This window comes from Mycobacterium sp. (assembly GCF_032162105.1).
GTDB lineage: Bacteria > Actinomycetota > Actinomycetes > Mycobacteriales > Mycobacteriaceae > Mycobacterium.
This window is the reverse complement of the sequence record NZ_JAVRPS010000327.1, coordinates 1-20,497: the sequence shown is the minus strand read 5'-3', so window position 1 is coordinate 20,497 and position 20,497 is coordinate 1. Positions and strand designations below refer to the sequence as shown.

Below are 20,497 nucleotides of genomic sequence, written 5' to 3'. Positions count from 1 at the left end.
CGCAGGTCGCGCACATGATCAGCTCACTTCCATCGAGAGGATCTTCAGATCCCGGCCGGCCAGTACCTCGACATCGGCACTGCCGCAGGGACACAACAGAATCGGGTCGGTCAGCTCGAAGTGCTTGTCGCAGCTTCGGCACCGGGCCGTACCGGGGCGGATGTCGACGTCCAGTCGGGCACCGTCGGCGACGGTGCCCTCGGTGGCCAGCTCGAAGCAGAACGTCATGGCATCGGGCACGACGGCGCACAATGCGCCTACCTCCAACTTCACGCTGTGCACGCGGCGACCGGCAGCGTGCTCGCACACCGCTTCGACAAGACTCTGCGTCAACGCCATCTCGTGCATGTCCGCCCCGCTCTGGGCTCCGATGACCCCACGATAGGCCCGGATCCTCTTCTGGGCGAGCAGACGCAAAAGTGCCTCGACACGCCGACACGAGGGTGATTTTGTGTCTGCTCGCGCACCCGGCGCGCCTCCTTGAAATCGAACACACGTTCGCTACTGTCGTAGACACGAAGCTTGTCGTACCCCGTGGCTAGCGTCACGGCCAACTGATCGAACACCCACGAGGACGGAGACACCACAATGGCGCAAGCCCCCGATCGCGAGAAGGCCCTCGAGCTCGCTCTCGCCCAGATCGAGAAGAGTCACGGCAAAGGTTCGGTGATGCGACTCGGCGACGAGGTGCGTGCGCCGATCTCGGTCATCCCGACCGGCTCGATCGCCCTTGACGTGGCACTCGGCATCGGCGGACTGCCGCGCGGCCGGGTAGTCGAGATCTACGGCCCGGAGTCTTCGGGTAAGACCACCGTCGCACTGCACGCGGTCGCCAACGCGCAGGCCGCCGGCGGGATCGCGGCCTTCATCGACGCCGAGCACGCACTGGATCCCGACTACGCCAAGAAGCTGGGCGTGGACACCGACTCGCTGCTGGTCTCCCAGCCCGACACCGGTGAGCAGGCACTCGAGATCGCCGACATGCTGATCCGGTCCGGCGCCCTGGACATCCTGGTCATCGACTCGGTCGCCGCCCTGGTGCCGCGTGCGGAGATCGAGGGCGAGATGGGCGACAGCCACGTCGGTCTGCAGGCCCGCCTGATGAGCCAGGCGCTGCGCAAGATCACCGGTGCGCTGAGCAACTCGAACACCACCGCGATCTTCATCAACCAGCTCCGCGAGAAAATCGGAGTGATGTTCGGATCGCCCGAAACGACAACGGGTGGAAAGGCTTTGAAGTTCTACGCCTCCATCCGCCTGGACGTCCGGCGCATCGAGACGCTCAAGGACGGCACGGACGCGGTCGGCAACCGTACCCGCTGCAAGGTCGTCAAGAACAAGATGGCGCCGCCGTTCAAGCAGGCCGAGTTCGACATCCTCTATGGCCATGGCATCTCCAAGGAGGGCTCGCTCATCGACATGGGTGTCGAGCACGGCTTCGTCCGTAAGTCCGGCTCCTGGTTCACCTACGAGGGTGAGCAGCTGGGCCAGGGCAAGGAGAACGCCAGGAACTTCCTGATCGAGAACCCCGATACGGCGGCCGAGATCGAGAAGAAGATCAAGGAGAAGCTCGGCATCGGCGCCGTGCTGACCAACGAGCCCAGCAATGTCGAACCCCTGCCCGCTCCCGTCGACTTCTGAGTCGCCGCAAGCGGATTCGGCTTCCCGTGAGGAGCAGGCGCGGGCGTTGTGCCTGCGTCTGCTCACCGCGCGAGCGCGAACCCGGGCCGAGCTGGCCGGACAGCTGACGAAGCGGGGCTACCCCGAGGACGTCAGTGCCGGGGTTCTGGACCGGCTGGCCGACGTCGGCCTCGTCGACGACGAGGACTTCGCCGAGCAGTGGGTGCGGTCCCGGCACGTCAACGCCGGAAAGGGCAAGCGCGCCTTGGCCTCCGAGCTGCGGACCAAGGGCGTCGACGATGAGGTGATCGCCGCGGTTCTGGCCGACATCGACGCCGACGCCGAACGGGTTCGGGCCGAGCAGCTCGTCGCCGACAAGCTGCGTCGCGAGCGCCTGACCGACGGCACCGACGACGTCAAGGTGGCGCGCAGGTTGGTGAGCATGCTGGCTCGTCGCGGCTACAACCAGTCGATGGCCTTCGACGTGGTCAAGGTGGCGTTGGCCAGCGAGCGGGAACGCCGGAAGGTCTGAGGCTAGGGCGGGTCGGTAGGCATCGGTTGCCCGGTCGGCCCGGTCGGCGTCGCATGGCGGGTGCGGTAGGTAATGCTCAGCAGGAAAACGCAGGCAAGCAGAGCGGTTCCGCCGGCGATGAGGAAACCTGCACGTGCGCCCCATAACTCGCACAGCCAACCGACTAGCGGGCCGCCGATCGGAGTGGAGCCGAGGAACACTTGCCCATGGATCGCCATCATGCGGCCGTGCATTCCGGGCTCACTGTTCAACAGCAGCACCGACCGGGCGACCGTGTTGAAGATGATGTTGGTGATGCCGATCGAGACCATCGTCACCAGTGCCACGGCTAGCACTGGGCTGAAGGCCGAGACGACGTTCGCCAAACCGAACGCCACGGTCGTCAACAGCAACGTCCAGGCAGTGGGTATCGCAATGCTCGCGCTGACGACGGCGCCGAGCAGGGCGCCCAGGCCGATCGCCGACGTGAGCCAGCCGTAAGTCGAGGCGTCGCCATGGTAGAGCTCGGTGGCCGCGAGCGGCAGCACCACGCGAAAGTTCTGGCCGAAGATCGCGACCACGGCGACCAGAATGAGGGTGGCCCGAAGCTGCGGCGTGGCCCAGAGGTAGCCAAGTCCCTCCCGCACCTGTCCCTTCTTGGGTGCAATCCGCGGTGATGGTTTCAGTTGACCGACGTTCAGCAGGAACAGGCTCACCAGAACCGCGACGAAGGACATCGCGTTCACGGCGAAGGCCCACCCGACACCGACACTCGCGATCAGCAAGCCGGCAACGGCGGGTCCCACCAGCCGGCCGGAGTTGTTGACGCTCGATGTCAGTGCTTGGGCGTTCGCGTAGTCGCCAGGCTCGACCATCGAGGCTACGAACGCCTGCCGGGCCGGGACGTCGAGGACGGTGATCAGTCCGAGTCCGAGGCCCAGGGCGAGAACGGACCACAGCTGCACGGCCCCGGACAAGGTGATCGCCGCCAGCACGACCGCCATCAATCCACTTGCGGCCTGTGTCGCCATGACGGTACGGCGCCGGTCCAGTCGATCGACGAGGACTCCGCCATAGGGCGCCAGGAAGAGCATCGGGGCAAACTGGGCGGCGACGGATAGGCCGAGCGCGGCGCCGCTGTGGGTGATCTGCAGGACCAGCCAGTCCTGCGCGACGCGCTGCACCCACGTGCCGATGACGCTCACGCAGTGCCCGGCGAGATAGATCCGCAGGTTCGGGGAGTGCCGCAGTGACCGCAGCAGGCCGCCCCGTCGGTCCCGGGATCGCCACTTCACTGTCCGATCCCCGTGTCCGTCAAGGCGGAAACTCCTCTCTCCGTGGCTGATTGACCACGTCGCTGGACGGTTCGGTGGAATTCCGACCGGATGAAGGTAGTCGGGTGCTCACCGCGTCGGCGACTCGGCCAGCGTTGGATCGCCGCAGCTCTTGACCAACTCGACTACCCAAATTACAGTTTGGATCTAATATCAAGGATCTTAAGTCAAAATTCACCGCAGGAGTGCCATGGGCGTTGATTGGGTGTGGGAACGGTCTCTCACCGAGCAAGACAAAGCGCACCTAGCCGCGTCCGCGCCCACCCGGCGCAGGGGATTCGGACGTCGCCCCGCCGTGCTGTCGATCGACAACTATCGGAAGGCCTTGGGAGACAAGCCGGAACCGATTCTCGAGTCGATCCGTACCTGGCCGTCGAGTACCGGGCTGGCCGGGTGGAAGGCGGCGACCGAGGTGGCGAAGCTGCTGTCGGTGGCACGCGCCGCGAAGATCCCGGTCATCCACCTCACTGGTCTGGCAGAGGAAGAGTCCGGCATTCCCGCATGGGGGGCCCGGCTGGGCGGTCGACACGCTCGGTCGGGTCGTACCCCCGACGAGATGGATCGTCATCGGCGCAGGTTCGACTTCATCGAACAGGCCGAGCCGCTGCCGGGGGAGGTGGTCTTGCGCAAGACCGCACCCAGCGGATTCTGCGGGACACCATTGCTCGGGCATCTGATTTCAGAGGGAATCGACACGCTGATCGTCTGCGGCGAGAGCGTGAGCGGCTGCGTACGCGCAACGGTTACCGATGGGTGTTCGAACAGATTGCACATGGTGGTGGTCGAGGGGTGCGTGTACGACCGCCACGAAGCGTCCCGCGCGATCAACCTCTTCGGCGAGGAGATCCTGCCTGGCAACCGCGGGATCGACGCGGACCTGCTTGCCGACCTCGAGATGGTGGTGGAATCGCTCGAACGGGGCCGCCGGGACATCCCTTACTACGGAGTGGGTTTCGGCGCGACCGCCTCAGACGCCGGCGCATACCCGATCTCCACTGCGCAGGTACGCGTCGAGACCGACGGATCGGTGATAGTGCTGTCCGGATCCGCTGAAATGGGCCAGGGGAGCCGGTCACTGCTGGCGCAGATCACCGCCGAGGAGTTCGGCATCGAGATGCGCAAGGTGTCCGTCGTCCAGTCGGACACGGCGGGAACGGCCTACGAACGGACCACCGGCGCCAGCCGGACGACGACGCTGACCGGTCTAGCGCTTCAGCGGGCCTGCGATGACGCCAAGCAGAAGCTGCGCGCGATGGCGGCCGAGCTGTGGGACTGCTCGCCCGACCAAGTCACCGACGCCCCTGGCGGGGTGCGCGGACCCGACGGGCAAGCTCTCGACTTCGGCGCCGTGGTGCGCAACTGGTTCGGTGGGTCCGCGGGAGAAGTTACCGGCGTCGGTCTGCTTCGTCGTGACGGCGTGACCAAGGAAATGCCACCGTTCTGGGAGACCGGCATGGTCGGCGTGGCCGTCGAGGTTGACCCCGACACGGAATACGTCACCGTCGATCAATTGGTGACGTGTGCCGACGTCGGCTTCGCCATCAACCCGCAGGCCGTCGAGGGGCAGGACCTCGGCGCTGCAACGCAGGGACTGGGTGCCGCGTTGTTCGAGGAGTTGGTATACGACGGCCCACAGTTGGCGAACGCCAACGTCGTCGATTACCGGGTTCCCCGAGCCGGCGACCTGGCGAGGCGGATCGACCTGATGATCGCCGAACGACGCGACGGCGTCGGACCCTACGGGGCGAAGGGCGCCGGCGAGGGGCAATTGAACCCGATCGGTGGTGCGGTGGCATCGGCGGTCGCGCAGGCCATAGGACGGTGGCCAACCAGGTTGCCCTTGACCCCCGAACGGGTCTGGCGGCTCATGAACGACCTACCCGAAGAGGACTGATGGAACGCTTACCACAATTTCGGGAATCCTTGATCTAATATGCAAGCTGATAAGTACCGGACCGCAACCACGGCGATATCGTGCCGTGGCGGAGGAATGAGGCCAGGGGTCGATGGCGCGCACGGTTGAGCCCGCAGTGTCCGACGTGGACGCTCAGATCCTGGGACACATCGCGGACTCGGTTCGTGGCACCTTCAAGACCGTCGAGGACATGACGCAGGCCTTCATCCGCGAGGCGATCACGCACGGAATCTTCCGTCCGGGCCAGCGGCTCAATCTGGATTCCATCGCCGAGTCCCTCGGCGTCAGCCGGATGCCCGTGCGTGCGAGTCTGCGGCAGCTCGAGAACGAGGGGCTCGTTCAGATCAATCACTACCGCGGCGCGACGGTGTCCGTCCTGCGGCCCAGTGAGATCGCGGAGATCTACGAACTCCGAATTCTCTTGGAGTCGTACCTGCTCAAGCTGGCCATCGCGTCGATCGACGACGAGTTGGTGGACAGGCTCGAAGCGATCGTCCGCGAGATGGAAGACGCCGTCGATGGCGTCGAGCAGCTCGAACGGCGCTACCAGATGTACGAGGTGCTGTACGCGCGCGCAAATCGGCCCCGCGCGCTGACCCAGGTGAACAACCTTCGTGCCGCCGTCGGTCGATACCTGCTCCTGCAGCGCGTCAACGAGCACCACAGTCACGACGAACTCATCAAGCACCTGCGGGCGCGCGACGTCAAATCCGCGACGAAGTGGTTGGTCAGTCACCTCGAAAAGGTGTCGACCAAGCTGCAGGCCATTGTGGCCAGCGACCAGGAGACAACACCAGCCTAGGCCGCGGGTTCGCGTTCGAGTCTGGAAATCGCTTGTCCGGCAACTGATTACCCAGGGTATCGGTGGTGTCGTGGACGCCGGTCGACGGGCGTGACCGGCGCTTCTGGCCGTGTGTTCGGTAGGGCCATCCGGCCGCCCCATCTCGTCCACCGACTCCTTCGGACATCTCGGGTTTAAATTATGGATTTTGTATCTAAGATACTGAGAGTACAAGTCCCAAATTCGACGGACGCACGTGCGGCGCATCGATCGAGGTCGCCAAGCCTCTGCGGCAACGCATCGCGCTCGTGACGAGTGGGACGGACCTAGTGATCGGAGTGGTTGCGTGGGCATTGATCTGAAGATGAGCGGCGGAACGGTGGTGACGCCTGCGGGCAGCATCGCCGCCGATGTACTGGTGACCGAGGGCAAGATCGTCGGCCTCGTCGGCGCCGACGTTCCGGTCACGGCGGAGCGCACGGTCGACGTGACCGGCAAGCTGGTGTTGCCGGGGATGGTCGATGTGCACGTGCACACCCGGGAGCCGGGCTTCGAGCACAAGGAAGACATCGAGACCACCTCGCGTCAGGCCGCGGTCGGCGGGGTCACCACCATCTTCGGGATGCCCAACCTGAACCCGCCGACTAACGACGTCTAGACCCTGACCGATGTCTTCGAGCGGTATTCACGCACCTCGATCGTCGACTACAACCACAATCCCGCGCCCACCAAGTACGACCAGATCCAGCTGATGGCAGACATGGGAATCCAGGCCTACAAGATCTACATGGTCGTCGACACCGGCCGCACCTATCCGCATCCGGCGGGTACCGGCATGCACGACCACGGCGCGCTGCTGAAGATGATGGACCTGATCGCACCGACGGGGAAGCGATTCATCATCCACCCACATGACCAAGCCTTGATGGACTACATCGAAGGTGAGTATCTGGCACGCGGCGAGAACACCCCGCAGGGCTACGCATCCGCGTACGCAAGCCGTTCCGGCGTGATCTGGGACACCGCCATCGACGTTGTGCTGAGGCTGGCCGAGGCATCGGGCTGTCCGGTGCACATTGCGCACATGCAGACCCGCCGCTCCGTCGAGGCCGTGCGCCCGCGAAGGCTGCCGGCGTGGACGTGACGTGTGAGGTCAACCATTGGGGCCCATTCCTGTCCACCTGGGATGACGTCGAGCGCCTCGGACCGTACGCGCTGTCCTACTGGGTCCCCGATGAAGGCAGAGATGCGATATGGGAGGGAATGGCCGACGGCACCATCGACATCTGCTCCAGCGATCACGCTCCGCACACCCGGGAGGAGAAGGAGATCGGCTGGACGACGATGTGGAGCTGCCATACCGGCACACCCGGCATCCAGTACTACTACCCGCTTCTTCTGGACGCGGTGAACAACGGCAAGCTTACGCTCGACCGGGTGGTGTCGTTGGTCGCAATGCGGCCGGCGGAGGCATTCGGGCTGATGGGTACCAAGGGTGCCATCCAGATCGGGGCCGATGCGGATCTGGTTGTCGCGGACATGGATTCGCCTTGGACCATCACCAACGACGGCGTGCTGTCGCGCTGCGGCTGGAATCCGTACGACGGGCGCGAGATCAGCACATCCATCGACAGAACGTTCGTGCGGGGCGAAGAGGTGTTCGCCGACGGACGAGTACTCGGTAAGCCCGGATACGGCCGACTCGCGACCACGGTCGCCTGAGAGAGAAGAGAGCTACCACATGAAGTTCGGATTGTTGCTGCCCCACTTCGGCGAGCACGCCGACAAGGAGAAGCTGTTGGAGGGGTCGAAGCTGGCCGAGGATCTCGGCTTCGACTCGGTCTGGGTACGCGATCACCTGGTATTCGAGCCACACGGCGAGATGGAGAAGCCGAACCGAACCTTCTACGACGCGCTGACCACGCTGACTGCAATCGGGGCGGTCACCAAGCGCATCGAACTCGGAACCGGATCGCTGATTCCCTTCCGCCATCCCCTCGTCACTGCCTTGATGGCGGGGACGATCACCCAACTGGTTGGACCCGGCTCATCCTCGGTTTCGGTGCGGGCACGTTCGATCACGAGTTCGAGGCCATCGAGTGGGGTGGCCGTGACCGGGTCGAGCTGGTGCGGTCCAACGCCGAGATCCTGCGGCGGGTATTCACCGAGAACGACGTCGACTACGCCGACGACAACTTCACGTTCAACGACGTCACAATCGAACCGAAGCCGGTCGGTGGCCGTGTGCCCTTCTGGTACTGCGGCGCGACACCGCGATCGGCACGCCTGGCGGTGGAGTTCTGTGATGGTTGGATGCCGGGCAGGATCTCGTTGGGGACCATGGCCAAGCGAATCGACACGATGCGTGAGCTCTCCGCGGCGCGGGAACAGCCGATGCCCACAATCGCGGTGATCCCCCCGACCAGCATCGAGGAGACCCGGGAAGAGGCACTACAGCACGTGAACATTCCCGGTCTGTTGGCGTGGGCCAATAAGGCCAAGTATGCGGTGAAGCCGCCTTCGGGCCGCTTCGAGACGGTCGAGGACCTGGAGGGTCAGCTGATCGTCGGGAGTCCCGACGAGGCGGTGGCCGAGATCAAGAAGTTCCAGGATCTGGGCACCGAACATCTCGTGTTCGACTTCCGGTTCAAGTTCGACCGTTATTTCGACCAGATCGAGTTGCTCGGCCGCGAGGTGCTGCCCAAGCTGCGGGGCTGACCCGACGACGGTTGTTCCAGGTCGTCCCAGCGCATTTGGGGCGACCTGGACGCCGTCTGGCGCGGTCAACCTGGCTTCGGGCAGGCAGCTCGCTACGCCGCCTGGGCGCCAGGTTCAGATCGACCCTCCGCCGCCTGCCGCGTTCGCCGAGCAGTGGGTGCGGTCCCGGCACGTCAACGCCGGAAAGGGCAAGCGCGCCTTGGCCTCCGAGCTGCGGACCAAGGGCATCGACGACGTCAAGGTGGCGCGCAGGCTGGTGAGCATGCTGGCCCGCCGCGGTTACAACCAGTCGATGGCCTTCGACGTGGTCGAGGTGGCGCTGGCCAGCGAGCGGGAACGCAGGCGAGTGTAGCGACGTGGATGCAGATCAGGGTTTCTCGTTGGTGCCCGAGTCCTTCTGAGGCGCGGTGTCGGTGTCGCCCTTATCCTCAGGCGCCGCATCGGGCTTGGAGCGCGCTTCGCCATTGCCACCCTTGTTGGCCTGCGTTGCGCCGTCGCGATCCTTGGCGGCGACGCCATCCGTGCCCGTCGTGCCGGTGGTGGCGGTTCTGACTTCGCCTTGACCGCTGACCGTCGACTCCGTGACGGTCTGGGGTGCGTCGACGGCCTCCACGGCCGATATCGCCGGCTTCGGCTTCTTCGGCTGCTCCGTGACGGTGTCCTCGGCGGTGGAGGCCGTTCTCGTCGAATCGTGCATGGTTTCGATGGCCCGGCCGTCGGACCGCCGTTCAGTCGCTGACGGCGGCGTGGTCTGGCGCGCGGACGCCGGCGCGAGACCGACCGAGACCGGCTCCGCGCTCGTGGGCACAGCCTGCGTCGACGCTGGCGTCAGGCGTGCGGCCACCGAGGTCATCGAGTTCACCAACTGGCCGACGACGCCGACCGCGAAGGCCGCGAAGGCGATGGTGGTGTTACTGACGGTGGTCATGACATCCCGCAGGACCTTCGTCAGGAAATCAATCTGAAAGTTCACGTACTCCGTTGCGAACCCCACCAATTCGCGGCCGGCATCGATTTCGACGTCGGCGAAGGTCTGCAGGGCCCGGCCGACCGCGACGGGCAGCGGCGTGCCGTTCTGAATGTCTTGCAGCAGGGTCCCGGGTATCGGGACCTGGCGGGCGACGAGTTGCGCCCCGGTCACGACGAAATCCGCGACGAAGCCGACATGGAAACTCACCTGTTGACCCACCAGATCGAACGGCTGCACTGATGCCACCGGCATTGGCGCTGCCAGCGGTTGTGCGAGCGCCGCCAGCGCAATGGGCGGCGGTTCAGGTCGGGTGGGGGGCGGTGTCACGGGCGTTACCGCCAGCGCGCTGGCCCCGAGCACTGCAACTCCAGATATGAGGCACGGACGAATGAACCCAATCATGGCAACTCCCCGTTGAGTGCGTCAGTTGGTCATCCGGTCAGCGCGATTTCGCGCGAACCACTCTTAGGACACGAACTGGGAGCGCGCCGGGTTCAACGCGCCGGGTTTCAGATCGACCCTCCGCCGCCTGCCGCGAACGTGCCCTGCGTGACGGGTGCGATGTGCAGTGGCGCCGGCCCCTTGCGGGATCGCCGCATCCGGCCCTCGAGCCACACCGCGAATGCCGACAGCGAGAAGTTGACGCTGATCATCAACAAGGCGATGACGATCAGTGCGGGAATGTAGTTGCCGTAGGACGATCCGACGTTCGTGCCCTGGCGCACCATCTCGAGGAAGGTGATCTGGTAGCCGATCGCGGTGTCCTTGAGCACCACGACGAGCTGCGATATCAGCACCGGCAGCATCGACGTGACGGCCTGGGGTAGCAGGATCGACCGCATGGTCTGCCCCCAGCGCAGGCCGAGTGCCGACGCGGCCTCGGACTGACCGCGGGGCAGGGCGTTCACCCCGGCACGGACGATCTCGGCGATGACTGCGCCGTTGTACAGCGTCAGACCGGTGATGACTCCCGCCAGCGCAAGGTGTTTCGATGGGAACACGTCGTACGTCGCATACAAGAAGTAGGCGAAGATCATCATGATCAGCACCGGGACGGCGCGGAAGAACTCCACGAACACCGAGCAGGTCCAGCGGATCGCGTTGTGGGTCGACAGCCGGCCGACACCCAGCACGAAGCCGAGCACCAACGCCAGCACGATGGATACCGCCGCCGCCGTGAGCGTGCCCTGAACGCCGGGCAGCAAGTAGGTGACCCATAGGTTCGAGGTCAGGAACGGCTTCCATTTGGCCGCGTCGAGTTGGCCCTTGGCCTCCAGCCGCGAATAGACCACCCAAAGCACCAGCAGGGTGAGCACCGCGGTGATGGCGGATATCACGTGATTGCGTACCCGTGCCCGCGGCCCCGGTGCGTCGAAGAGAACCGAGCCACTCATCTTGCCACCGCCAGTCGCTTGCCTAGATATCCGAACAACAATCCCAGCGGCAGCGTCAGGATGACGAACCCGGCGGCGAAGATCGTGCCCACCGCCAGCAGCGCGGCGGTGTTCTCGATCATCCCCTTCATCAGCAGCGCGGCCTCGGCGACACCGATTGCCGAGGCGATCGTGGTGTTCTTCGTCAGCGCGATCAGTACCGACCCCAGCGGAATGAGAACGGCACGAAAAGCCTGCGGCAGCAAAATGATCCGAAGATTCTGGCTGAACGTGAAGCCGAGGGACCGGGCCGCTTCGGCCTGGCCCAGCGGTACCGTGTTGACCCCGGACCGCACTGTCTCACACACGAACGCCGCGGTGTAGACGCTCAATCCGAGCACCGCCAACCGGAAGTTGCTGTCCGCGATCGACGTCAGCGAATTCGAATCGACCAGCGTGATGCCCAACGTCTGCGACAGGCCGAACGAGCAGAACAGGATGATCAACGTCAGCGGGGTGTTGCGCACCACGTTGACGTAGGTCGTCCCGATCCAATTGAGCATCGGCACCGGCGCCAGCCGCATCGCGGCCATCGCCGTGCCGAGGATCAGCGCGCCGACCGCGGAGTAGAGCGTCAGCTTGATCGTGACCCAGAACGCCGCAAAGATCTCGCTGCGGTACTCGGTGAAGATCTCCACTGTGCTGTGTTACCGACCTCGGCGCGCCGGCTCAGTAACGGTCTACAGCGGGGGGCGCCGGGGCCGTGATCCCTGCAGGACCGAGGTTCTTGTCGAAGGCGGCCTTCCATGCGCCGTCCTTCTCCATCTTCTCGATCGCGTCGTTGATCTTGGTGCGCAGTTCGGTGTCGTCCTTCTTCAGCCCGATGCCGTACTTCTCCTCCGAGAATGTCCCGCCGACGACCTTGAAGGCGCCAGGGGTTTGCGCGGCGTAGCCCGCCAGGATCACCTCGTCGGTGGTCACCGCGTCGACCGCGCCGTTCTTCAGCGCCTCGACGCAGGCCGAATAGGTGTCGTACTGCTGCAGCTGCACGCCGGGGTACTTGTCCTTGATGCGCTGCGCCGGCGTCGAACCCGACACCGAGCACAGCTTCTTGTTGTTCTGCAGCGACTCGGCGCCGGTGATGTCGGTGTTGTCCGCCTTGACCAACAGGCTCTGGCCGGTGATCAAGTAAGGCCCGGCGAAGTCGACCTTCTCCTTGCGGGCATCGGTGATCGAGTAGGTCGCGGCGATGAACTTGACCTGATCGTTCTGGATCAGCGTCTCACGCTGCCCCGACGGGGATTCCTTCCACTCGATGTCCTCGGGCTTGAAGCCGAGCTCACCCGCGACGTAGGTGGCGACGTCGACGTCGAAACCGCTCATCTTGCCGTCCGGGTTCTTCAACCCCAGGCCGGGCTGGTCGAACTTCGTTCCGATGGTGATCTTGCCCGCCTCCGAGCCGCCGCCGCCACCACAGGCGGTGACGGAGAAGGGCAGCGCGATGGCGAGCGCCAAGGCGGCGGCCACCCGGAATCGCAGGGAGGGTTTGGTCACGGAGGGCACGTTCGTTTCCTTTCGACGGGACATCAGTGGTTGAGGATCTTGCCGAGGAAGTCCTTGGCGCGGTCGGATTTCGGGTTGGAGAAGAACTCCTTGGGCTCCGCGTGCTCGACGACCGCACCGTCGGCCATGAAGACGACTTGGTTGGCGGCACCCCGGGCAAAGCCCATTTCGTGCGTCACCACCAGCATCGTCATTCCGTCCGCCGCGAGACCGGTCATGACGTTGAGCACCTCGTTGATCATCTCGGGGTCCAGCGCGCTGGTCGGCTCGTCGAACAGCATCACCTTCGGGTTCATCGCCAGCGACCGTGCGATCGCCACCCGCTGCTGCTGGCCGCCCGACAGCTGGGCCGGGTACTTGTCCGCCTGGTTGGCGATGCCGACCCGCTCCAACAATTCCATGGCCTTCTCGCGCGCCTCGTCCTTCGACTTCTTGCGCACCTTCATCGGCGCGAGCATGACGTTCTGCAGGATTGTCTTGTGCGCGAAGAGGTTGAACGACTGGAACACCATGCCCACGTCGGAGCGCAGCTCTGCCAGCTTGCGTCCCTCGGAGGGCAGCTGTGCACCATCGATGGTGATCGTGCCGGAGTCAATCGGTTCGAGTCGATTGATGGTGCGGCACAACGTCGACTTGCCGGATCCCGATGGCCCCAGCACGACGATCACCTGACCGCGGTCCACCGTGAGGTTGATGTCCTTGAGCACATGCAGGCTGCCGAAGTGCTTGTTGACGCCCTGTATTGAGATCATCGGGCCGGCATCGCGCTTCGGTTCGCTGGTTGCGGTCGCCCCCCCGCCAGTGTCCATGCGCTCAGACACTACCCAGGTAACGCGCAGCTTGCCGGGCTCTGGGCAATCTGGCTGATTTGGCCGAATTGGGTCTGCCAATACCCGCCCGTACCATTGGCCCGTGACTTCAACGGTGCCGCTCGAGGTGTCGGCCGCCGCAGGCGACCGGCCCGTTGCGCGTACCTATCAGGTCCGGACGTACGGCTGTCAGATGAACGTGCACGACTCCGAGCGGCTTGCGGGCCTGCTCGAGCAGGCGGGATATGAGCGGGCCGCCGTCGGCGCCGATGCCGACGTCGTGGTGTTCAACACCTGCGCGGTCAGAGAGAACGCCGACAACAAGCTCTACGGCAACCTCAGCCATCTCGCACCGCGCAAGCAGGCCGAGCCGGACATGCAGATCGCCGTGGGCGGCTGCCTCGCGCAGAAGGACCGCGATGCGGTGCTGCGGCGGGCGCCGTGGGTCGACGTCGTGTTCGGCACGCACAACATCGGCTCGCTGCCGACGCTGCTCGAACGCGCCAGGCACAACAAGACCGCCCAGGTCGAGATCTTCGAAGCGTTGCAGGAATTCCCGTCGGCGCTGCCCGCCGCACGGGAATCCGGTTACGCCGCATGGGTTTCCATCTCGGTGGGGTGCAACAACACCTGCACGTTCTGCATCGTGCCTGCGCTGCGCGGCAAGGAGGTCGACCGGCGTCCCGCCGACGTCCTCGCCGAGGTGCAGTCGTTGGTCGATCAGGGCGTTCTCGAGGTCACGCTGCTCGGGCAGAACGTGAACGCCTACGGCGTATCGTTCGCCGACTCCGATGTTCCGCGTGACCGCGGCGCATTCGCGAAGTTGCTGCGCGCGTGCGGCCGGATCGACGGACTGGAGCGGGTTCGGTTCACCTCGCCGCATCCGGCCGAGTTCACCGACGACGTGATCGAAGCCATGGCGGCCACGCCCAACGTCTGCCCGACGCTGCACATGCCGCTGCAGTCCGGATCGGACCGGATCCTCAAGGCGATGCGGCGCTCGTACCGCGCGGAGCGCTACCTCGGCATCATCGACCGGGTCCGCGCCGCGATACCAAACGCGGCCATCACCACTGACCTCATCGTCGGGTTCCCCGGCGAGACCGAAGCGGACTTCGCGGCCACCCTCGACGTGGTGGAGCGCGCCCGGTTCGCCACTGCGTTCACGTTCCAATACTCCAAGCGGCCAGGCACCCCGGCGGCGGAGTTACCCGACCAGCTTCCCAAAGCCGTTGTGCAGGAACGTTATCAGCGCCTGATCGACCTGCAGGAGCGAATCTCGCTGGAGGAGAACGCCGCCCAGGTGGGTTCGTCCGTCGAACTCCTGGTGGCCACCGGCGAGGGCCGCAAGGACGCCAGCACCGCACGGATGTCGGGCCGGGCCCGTGACGGCCGACTGGTGCACTTCGCTCCTGGCGACCGCGACATCCGCCCTGGCGACGTCGTCACCACTACGGTGACCGGTGCCGCGCCGCATCACCTGATCGCCGACGCCGGCGTCCTCGAACATCGGCGCACCCGCGCCGGTGACGTACACGACGCCGGGCGTCGAGTGAGCACCAACGTCGGCCTCGGCATGCCCGGGGTGGGGGCGCCGCCCACGCAACCGGCGACGACCGGGTGTGCCCTGTGACCGACCGGAACGACCCGGACTTCGACGACTTCAAGGGCGACATCGAGGACGCCGAGCGCCGCGTCGCACGCGAGATCGACCCTGGGGCGAGGGCCATGGTGGTCGCGATCCTCGTATTCGTCATCCTGGTGTCGTTCGTCCTGCCGCACACCGGTGGCGCCAGGGGACTCGACGTACTGGTCGGCGACGACGCGGCCATCCAGGCTGCAATCGCGCTGCCGTCGCGGGTGTTCGTCTGGCTGGTCCTGGTGTTCAGCGTCGGATTCTCGATATTGGCCCTGCTGACCCGACGTTGGGCGCTGGCCTGGATCGCCCTGGCCGGATCGGCCGTGGCCTGCCCGCTCGGGATGCTGGCCGTGTGGTCCCGTCAGACGGCCGCCGCTTCGCACCCAGGACCCGGCATCGGCCTGATCGTGGCCTGGATCGCGGTGATCCTGCTGACCTTCCACTGGGCGCGCGTGGTGTGGTCGCGCACGGCGGTGCAGCTGGCGGCCGAGGACGAGCGCCGCAGGTACGTCGCCGAACGGCAGCGCAAGGGGCTGCTGGACGGCCCCGGCGACGACCCCGGCCCCGACTCCGCCTAGCGGTCCCGTCTAGCGCTTCTTGCCGAGCGCCTCGACGGCCGCCTCGGCCCATTCCCGCCACTGCGTAGCGTTCGCCCGCGCCTGCTCGGCGTCCTTGGTACGGCCCGCGGCCTCGGCCTTTGCCGCCTGCTGCTCGTACTGTTCGGCCCGAACCCGGAACTGGTCGGCCCTGGCCTGCGCCTCCGGATCCGCCCAGCCGGTCGACGCCGCGTCGCGAATCCGCTTCTCCACGACGCGAAGTCGTCGCTCGAGCTCGGCGCCGCGCTCGCGGGGCACCTTGCCGATTGCGTCCCACTTGTCTTCGATCGCCCGCAGCGCCGCGCGGGCGGCGTCCGGATCGGAGCTGTCAATGGCCTCGGCCTGGGTGAGCAGTGCCTGCTTGGCGTCGGCGTTGGCGCCGAACTCGGCGTCACGCTCGGCGTTGGTGGCGTTGCGGGCCGAGAAGAACTTGTCCTGGGCGCCCTTGAACCGCGCCCACAGCGCGTCGTCGACCTCCTTGGACGCCCGGCCCGCGGCCTTCCACTGCGTCAGCAGGTCGCGGAACGTCGCGCCGGTGGGGCCCCAGTCGGTCGAGTCGGAGAGTTCCTCGGCGCGGTCGCACAGCGCCTCCTTGGCCTGACGGGCGCCGACCCGCTCGCGGTCGAGCTCGGCGAAGTGCGACCCGCGCCGACGGTTGAACGTCTCACGTGCCGCCGAGTACCGCTTCCAGAGCGCGTCGTCGGTCTTGCGGTCCAACCCCGAGACCGTTCGCCACTCCTCGAGGATGTCGCGCAGCCGGTCGCCCGCGGCCTTCCACTGCGTCGAGTTGGCGGCGATGTCCTCGGCCTCGACGGCCAGTGCCTCCTTGTGAGCGGTCTGGGCTGCGCGGTGCTCGTCGCGCCGTGCGCGGTCCTCCTGCGCACTGGCGTCGGCCTGGTCGACGATCGCGCTCAGCCGGGCGGCCAGCGCGTCGATGTCACCCAGAACCGCCGCGGTCGGCAGGCTCTCGGCCAGCACGGCGGCCGCGGACTTGATCTTGCGCGCGTCGCCGGTGCCCGACGCCAGGCGCCCTTCCATCAGCGCGACCTCGGTGTGCAGGTCGTCGTAGCGGCGGCCGAAGTGCGCGAAGGCCGCCTCGATGTCGCCGGCCTGCCACGACCCGATCTGGCGTTCGCCCGCGGAAGTGATCAGCCAGACGGTGCCGTCCGGGTCGACGCGGCCGAATCGGTGCGGGTCCGCAGAGGCCACGGCCACGACGGCGGGTGGGCCGCCGGGCCTGGGGACGGGTCGCGGTGGTCCGGGTCGGGGGGTAGGCCGGGGTGGCCCGCCTGACTCGCTGGTGGTCATATCCGTATCCTCGTGCCCTCCGCGGGGTTAACCCGCGCTCCTGCCGCGCAACGCGGCGCCGTTTAACGCTCTCGCACGCTATTGAAACAGGTCGCCGCGTGGCGTGCCCACGCCTTCGCGCTAGCAGTTTGCCTAGGCTCGACGGAGCAGCGACCGGGGAATCGGGTCGGACGACTGGGAGGTCACCGGTGGAAAAGGCGGACATCGCCGCCCTGCTGGCGCTCGGTGCCGCCTTCTTCATCGCGGTCGGCGACGTCATGCACCAGCGGACAGCGCACGACGTCACCGACGAACCGGTCAGCCACCTCGGCCTGTTCACCCGGCTGCTGCGCGACCGTCAGTGGTGGCTCGGCAGCATCGTGTCCGGCGTCGGATTCGGCCTCCAGGCCGCCGCGCTTGGCCTCGGGTCGGTGCTGCTGGTCCAGGCCGTGCTGGTGACGTCGTTGCTGTTCGCGTTGCCGATCAATGCTCGGCTGACGCATCGCCGGGTAACCCGTTTCGAGTGGATCTGGGCGGGGCTGCTGGCGGTGTCGGTCGCGGTGATCGTCACGGTCGGCAACCCGACCGAAGGTCAATCCAGGGCGTCGTTCGAGACCTGGACGCTGGTGATAGCGGTGCTCGGACCCGCGCTGGTGGCCTGTATGATCGGCGCCCGCGTCTTCTCCGGACCGGTGAGTGCCGTGCTGCTGGCGATCGTGTCGGGGGCGCTGTGGGGATTGTTCGCGGTGCTCACCAAGGGCGTGGTCGACCGCCTCGACGACGGCATTCTGGCACTACTGAAGACACCGGAGCTCTACGCCTGGGTGGTGGTCGCCATCGCGGGCACCGCGTGGCAGCAGTCGTCGTTCCGGGCGGGCTCGCTCACCGCGTCGCTGCCCACGATGACCGTCACCGAGCCGATCGTCGGGTCGGTCCTCGGTGTGGTCGTGCTCGGCGAGGCGTTGCGTCCCGGTGAGGCCGGTTGGTTCACGCTCGTCGTGGCCGTCGCGGTGATGGTGTTCGCCACCGCAGCCCTGGCGCGCGGAGAGGCCGCGACGATGGGCGCCGACGAACCCGCCCAACGAACCGCTGGCTAGCGTGGATTCGTGCTGAGCGCCATCGCGATCGTCCCGTCGGCGCCCGTACTGGTGCCCGAGCTCGCGTCCGGAGCCGCGGCCGAACTGGTCGACCTGCGCGATGCCGTGTTCGCCGCCGCTGCGGGGCTTCCTGACCGATGGGTGGCCGTCGGGGCGGGCTCCGTCGACACGGTGATCGGCCCCGATGCGGTCGGCACGTTCGCCGGTTACGGCGCCGACGTGCCCGTCGCGTTCGCACCCGGGAGTGCAGGTGCTCCGTCCGAGCTGCCATTGTGTGCGCTGATCGCCGGTTGGGTGCGGGGCCGGGTCAGTCCGCTGGCGCGGGCCGAGGTTCGGGTTTACGCCCATGACCACGGGGTTGACACTGCGCTGGCGCGCGGTCGGACCCTGCGCGCCGAGATCGACGAGGCCGCCGACGCGGTGGGCGTGCTGGTGGTCGCGGATGGAGCTCACACGCTCAACCCGGCCGCGCCCGGCGGCTACGACCCCGATTCGGTGGCGGTTCAGGCTGTCCTCGACGACGGGCTGGCCCGCGGTGACGCCGCCGCACTGGCCACGCTGCCGGTCGGTGTGGTCGGCCGGGTCGCCTACCAGGTGCTCGCCGGACTGACCGAACCGGCGCCGGCGTCGGCGCGGGAGCTGTACCGCGGGGCGCCGTACGGGGTCGGGTACTTCGCCGGCGTCTGGACCCCGGCGGGGCGGAGCGAAGCGACCGGGGGATCGGCCGAGTGAACAGGCCCATCGCGATCGTCGGGCCGACGGGCACGGGGAAGTCCGCGTTGGCCCTAGATGTCGCGGAACGGGTCGGCGGCGAGATCGTGAATGCCGACGCGATGCAGCTTTACCGGGGGATGGACATCGGCACCGCCAAGCTGTCGGTGGCCGAACGTCGCGACATCCCGCACCACCAACTCGACCTGCTCGACGTGACCCAGACCGCGACCGTGGCCCGCTACCAGCAGGCGGCTGCCGCCGACGTCGAAGCCATCGCCGCCAGGGGCGCAGTGCCGGTTCTGGTCGGCGGGTCGATGTTGTACGTGCAGTCGCTCTTGGACGAATGGGCGTTCCCGGCGACCGATCCGGCGGTGCGTGCGCGCTGGGAGGATCGGCTGGCCGAGGTCGGGGTGAGCGTTCTGCACGCGGAGTTGGCCCGCGTCGACGCTGCGGCCGCGGCGTCGATCCTGCCCACCGACGGCCGCCGCATCGTGCGCGCGCTCGAAGTGGTGGAGTTGACGGGTCGACCGTTCGCCGCGTCGGCGCCGACGATCGGCGCGCCGCGGTGGAACACCGTGATCGTCGGATTGGACTGGGACACCGAACTTCTCGACGATCGTCTGGCGTTGCGAACGGACACCATGTTCGCCGACGGCCTGGTCAGCGAGGTCACCGCGCTGCTGGATCGGGGTCTGCGCGACGGTGTCACCGCCTCGCGTGCGCTGGGCTACGCGCAGGTACTCGAAGCACTCGACGCCGGCGGTGGCGACGCAGCACTCGCCGAGGCGCGCGAGCGGACGTTCATCGGTACCCGGCGCTACGTGCGCCGCCAGCGATCGTGGTTCCGCCGCGACCACCGCATCCACTGGCTGGACGGATCGGCGATCGACAACGTGGACGCGGTGCTTCGGGCGTGGCGGGACCGCCAACAGCTCAGTCCCGAGTCGACCTAGGCGGCGTGTTTGGCGATGGCGATGCCGATGTCGACTTCCATTGCGCTGCGTTGGAACCGTACGGGGCCGGGTAGTGGTGGTGCGGTGGAGTGGTGGCGGGCTCCGGTGGGTGTGATGAATTCGGCGTGGTGACCCCCGGTTTCATCCTGGGTGGTGGTGACTTTCCAGCCGGGTGCTTCCTTGGCGTAGTTACACGCCTCGCATGCCCCGAGCCCGTTGAGTCCGTTGGTCTGACCGCCCCGCGTGTGCGCGGTGGCGTGGTCGTGGTGGCGGATCGGGGCGTCGCAGTATGGGGTGCGGCAGGTGTCGTCGCGCAGGTCGATGAACCGTGCCAGGGCCCTTGGGGAACAGTCGGGCGCGGGACTCCATGGCCACCAGTGCCCCGCTGCGGGGGTGTTTGTAGAGCCGGCGCAGCGTGGCTCGCGATCGCTTGTCGGCGACCGCGGCACCGATCAGCCGCCGCGCGACCGCGGCAGGGACCGGCCCGTACCCGGCGACCCGCGCCGGTGAGGTGCTGCCGGCCAGCAGGCTCTCATCGGTCAGGACCAGGTCGACCGTGACCGGGACCGGGACCTCGGCGGGTCGCCCGGTGACCCGCTCGACCAGGGTGTCGGCCA

Annotated in this window: 21 protein-coding genes and 3 pseudogenes; 15 read left to right on the top strand and 9 right to left on the bottom strand. The window is 66.8% G+C overall.

The window, feature by feature from the left end; genetic code table 11:
* Positions 1-18: 18 nt before the first annotated feature.
* Positions 19-348 carry a hydrogenase maturation nickel metallochaperone HypA/HybF gene (locus QOC69_RS16875; protein ID WP_526441537.1) on the bottom strand — a complete coding sequence of 110 codons (330 nt, stop codon included), beginning with the start codon at positions 346-348 and terminating at the stop codon, positions 19-21.
* A gap of 240 nt (positions 349-588) precedes the next feature.
* Between QOC69_RS16875 and recA the strand changes: the two genes are divergently transcribed.
* Both recA and recX read left to right on the top strand, forming a co-directional pair.
* On the top strand, positions 589-1,641 hold the full coding sequence (gene recA, locus QOC69_RS16870) for a recombinase RecA (RefSeq protein WP_526441535.1): 1,053 nt from the start codon (positions 589-591) through the stop codon (positions 1,639-1,641).
* Positions 1,607-2,152: a recombination regulator RecX gene (gene recX / locus QOC69_RS16865; RefSeq protein ID WP_526441533.1), complete on the top strand. Its 546-nt coding sequence runs from the start codon at positions 1,607-1,609 to the stop codon at positions 2,150-2,152. The genes recA and recX overlap by 35 nt, the downstream gene beginning before the upstream one ends.
* A gap of 2 nt (positions 2,153-2,154) precedes the next feature.
* On the opposite strand, the gene QOC69_RS16860 is transcribed toward recX, so the two are convergent.
* Entirely contained in the window at positions 2,155-3,426 is a 1,272-nt protein-coding gene (locus QOC69_RS16860; protein WP_526441531.1) for an MFS transporter, read from the bottom strand.
* Positions 3,427-3,655: 229 nt separating this feature from the next.
* Here QOC69_RS16860 and QOC69_RS16855 point away from each other — a divergent pair, with 229 nt between their 5' ends.
* The 8 genes and pseudogenes from QOC69_RS16855 to QOC69_RS16820 form a co-directional block, all read left to right on the top strand.
* Entirely contained in the window at positions 3,656-5,359 is a 1,704-nt protein-coding gene (locus tag QOC69_RS16855) for an isochorismatase family protein (protein ID WP_526441529.1), read from the top strand.
* A gap of 112 nt (positions 5,360-5,471) precedes the next feature.
* The gene (locus QOC69_RS16850) at positions 5,472-6,182 is read left to right on the top strand and encodes a GntR family transcriptional regulator (RefSeq protein ID WP_526441527.1); all 711 of its coding nucleotides are present in this window, start codon (positions 5,472-5,474) and stop codon (positions 6,180-6,182) included.
* A gap of 325 nt (positions 6,183-6,507) precedes the next feature.
* Positions 6,508-6,819, top strand: coding sequence for a hypothetical protein (locus tag QOC69_RS16845; RefSeq protein WP_526441526.1), 312 nt, complete (start codon positions 6,508-6,510; stop codon positions 6,817-6,819).
* Between the two features lie 93 nt (positions 6,820-6,912).
* On the top strand, positions 6,913-7,305 hold the full coding sequence (locus QOC69_RS16840) for a hypothetical protein (protein ID WP_526441524.1): 393 nt from the start codon (positions 6,913-6,915) through the stop codon (positions 7,303-7,305).
* A complete protein-coding gene (locus QOC69_RS16835; RefSeq protein ID WP_526441543.1) occupies positions 7,218-7,883 on the top strand; it encodes an amidohydrolase family protein in 666 nt (221 codons plus the stop codon). The genes QOC69_RS16840 and QOC69_RS16835 overlap by 88 nt, the downstream gene beginning before the upstream one ends.
* 19 nt (positions 7,884-7,902) lie before the next feature.
* Positions 7,903-8,190, top strand: a pseudogene (locus QOC69_RS16830) (LLM class flavin-dependent oxidoreductase); the annotation flags it as partial.
* A complete protein-coding gene (locus QOC69_RS16825; RefSeq protein WP_526441541.1) occupies positions 8,133-8,879 on the top strand; it encodes an LLM class flavin-dependent oxidoreductase in 747 nt (248 codons plus the stop codon). The pseudogene QOC69_RS16830 and the gene QOC69_RS16825, both read left to right, overlap by 58 nt.
* 142 nt (positions 8,880-9,021) lie before the next feature.
* Positions 9,022-9,231 (top strand): annotated as a pseudogene (locus QOC69_RS16820) (RecX family transcriptional regulator); the annotation flags it as partial.
* Positions 9,232-9,246: 15 nt separating this feature from the next.
* Here the strand turns inward: QOC69_RS16820 and QOC69_RS16815 are convergent.
* The 5 genes from QOC69_RS16815 to QOC69_RS16795 form a co-directional block, all read right to left on the bottom strand.
* Positions 9,247-10,176, bottom strand: coding sequence for a hypothetical protein (locus QOC69_RS16815; RefSeq protein ID WP_526441522.1), 930 nt, complete (start codon positions 10,174-10,176; stop codon positions 9,247-9,249).
* Between the two features lie 182 nt (positions 10,177-10,358).
* Positions 10,359-11,243 carry an amino acid ABC transporter permease gene (locus QOC69_RS16810; protein ID WP_526441520.1) on the bottom strand — a complete coding sequence of 295 codons (885 nt, stop codon included), beginning with the start codon at positions 11,241-11,243 and terminating at the stop codon, positions 10,359-10,361.
* The gene (locus tag QOC69_RS16805) at positions 11,240-11,920 is read right to left on the bottom strand and encodes an amino acid ABC transporter permease (protein ID WP_526441518.1); all 681 of its coding nucleotides are present in this window, start codon (positions 11,918-11,920) and stop codon (positions 11,240-11,242) included. The genes QOC69_RS16810 and QOC69_RS16805 overlap by 4 nt, the downstream gene beginning before the upstream one ends.
* 31 nt (positions 11,921-11,951) lie before the next feature.
* Positions 11,952-12,776 (bottom strand): glutamate ABC transporter substrate-binding protein, encoded by an 825-nt coding sequence (locus tag QOC69_RS16800; RefSeq protein ID WP_526441516.1) that lies wholly within the window; start codon positions 12,774-12,776, stop codon positions 11,952-11,954.
* 32 nt (positions 12,777-12,808) lie between these two features.
* Positions 12,809-13,537 carry an amino acid ABC transporter ATP-binding protein gene (locus QOC69_RS16795; protein ID WP_526441539.1) on the bottom strand — a complete coding sequence of 243 codons (729 nt, stop codon included), beginning with the start codon at positions 13,535-13,537 and terminating at the stop codon, positions 12,809-12,811.
* Positions 13,538-13,697: 160 nt separating this feature from the next.
* Between QOC69_RS16795 and miaB the strand changes: the two genes are divergently transcribed.
* On the top strand, positions 13,698-15,227 hold the full coding sequence (gene miaB / locus QOC69_RS16790) for a tRNA (N6-isopentenyl adenosine(37)-C2)-methylthiotransferase MiaB (protein ID WP_526441515.1): 1,530 nt from the start codon (positions 13,698-13,700) through the stop codon (positions 15,225-15,227).
* Positions 15,224-15,811, top strand: coding sequence for an Rv2732c family membrane protein (locus QOC69_RS16785; RefSeq protein ID WP_526441513.1), 588 nt, complete (start codon positions 15,224-15,226; stop codon positions 15,809-15,811). Before miaB ends, QOC69_RS16785 begins: the two co-directional genes overlap by 4 nt.
* A gap of 9 nt (positions 15,812-15,820) precedes the next feature.
* Here QOC69_RS16785 and QOC69_RS16780 read toward each other — a convergent pair whose 3' ends face one another.
* On the bottom strand, positions 15,821-17,137 hold the full coding sequence (locus QOC69_RS16780; protein ID WP_526441511.1) for a DUF349 domain-containing protein: 1,317 nt from the start codon (positions 17,135-17,137) through the stop codon (positions 15,821-15,823).
* 188 nt (positions 17,138-17,325) lie between these two features.
* On the opposite strand from QOC69_RS16780, the gene QOC69_RS16775 reads away from it, so the two are divergent.
* From QOC69_RS16775 to miaA, 3 genes are read left to right on the top strand one after another with little or no spacing between them, the layout of a single operon-like run.
* Entirely contained in the window at positions 17,326-18,213 is an 888-nt protein-coding gene (locus QOC69_RS16775) for a DMT family transporter (protein ID WP_526441509.1), read from the top strand.
* A gap of 9 nt (positions 18,214-18,222) precedes the next feature.
* Positions 18,223-18,945, top strand: a complete 723-nt coding sequence (locus tag QOC69_RS16770; protein WP_526441507.1) for a class III extradiol ring-cleavage dioxygenase family protein — start codon at positions 18,223-18,225, stop codon at positions 18,943-18,945.
* Positions 18,942-19,880 carry a tRNA (adenosine(37)-N6)-dimethylallyltransferase MiaA gene (miaA, locus tag QOC69_RS16765; RefSeq protein WP_526441505.1) on the top strand — a complete coding sequence of 313 codons (939 nt, stop codon included), beginning with the start codon at positions 18,942-18,944 and terminating at the stop codon, positions 19,878-19,880. The genes QOC69_RS16770 and miaA overlap by 4 nt, the downstream gene beginning before the upstream one ends.
* Here the strand turns inward: miaA and QOC69_RS16760 are convergent.
* Positions 19,877-20,497 (bottom strand): annotated as a pseudogene (locus QOC69_RS16760) (HNH endonuclease); the annotation flags it as partial. The gene miaA and the pseudogene QOC69_RS16760 sit on opposite strands and share 4 nt — an antisense overlap.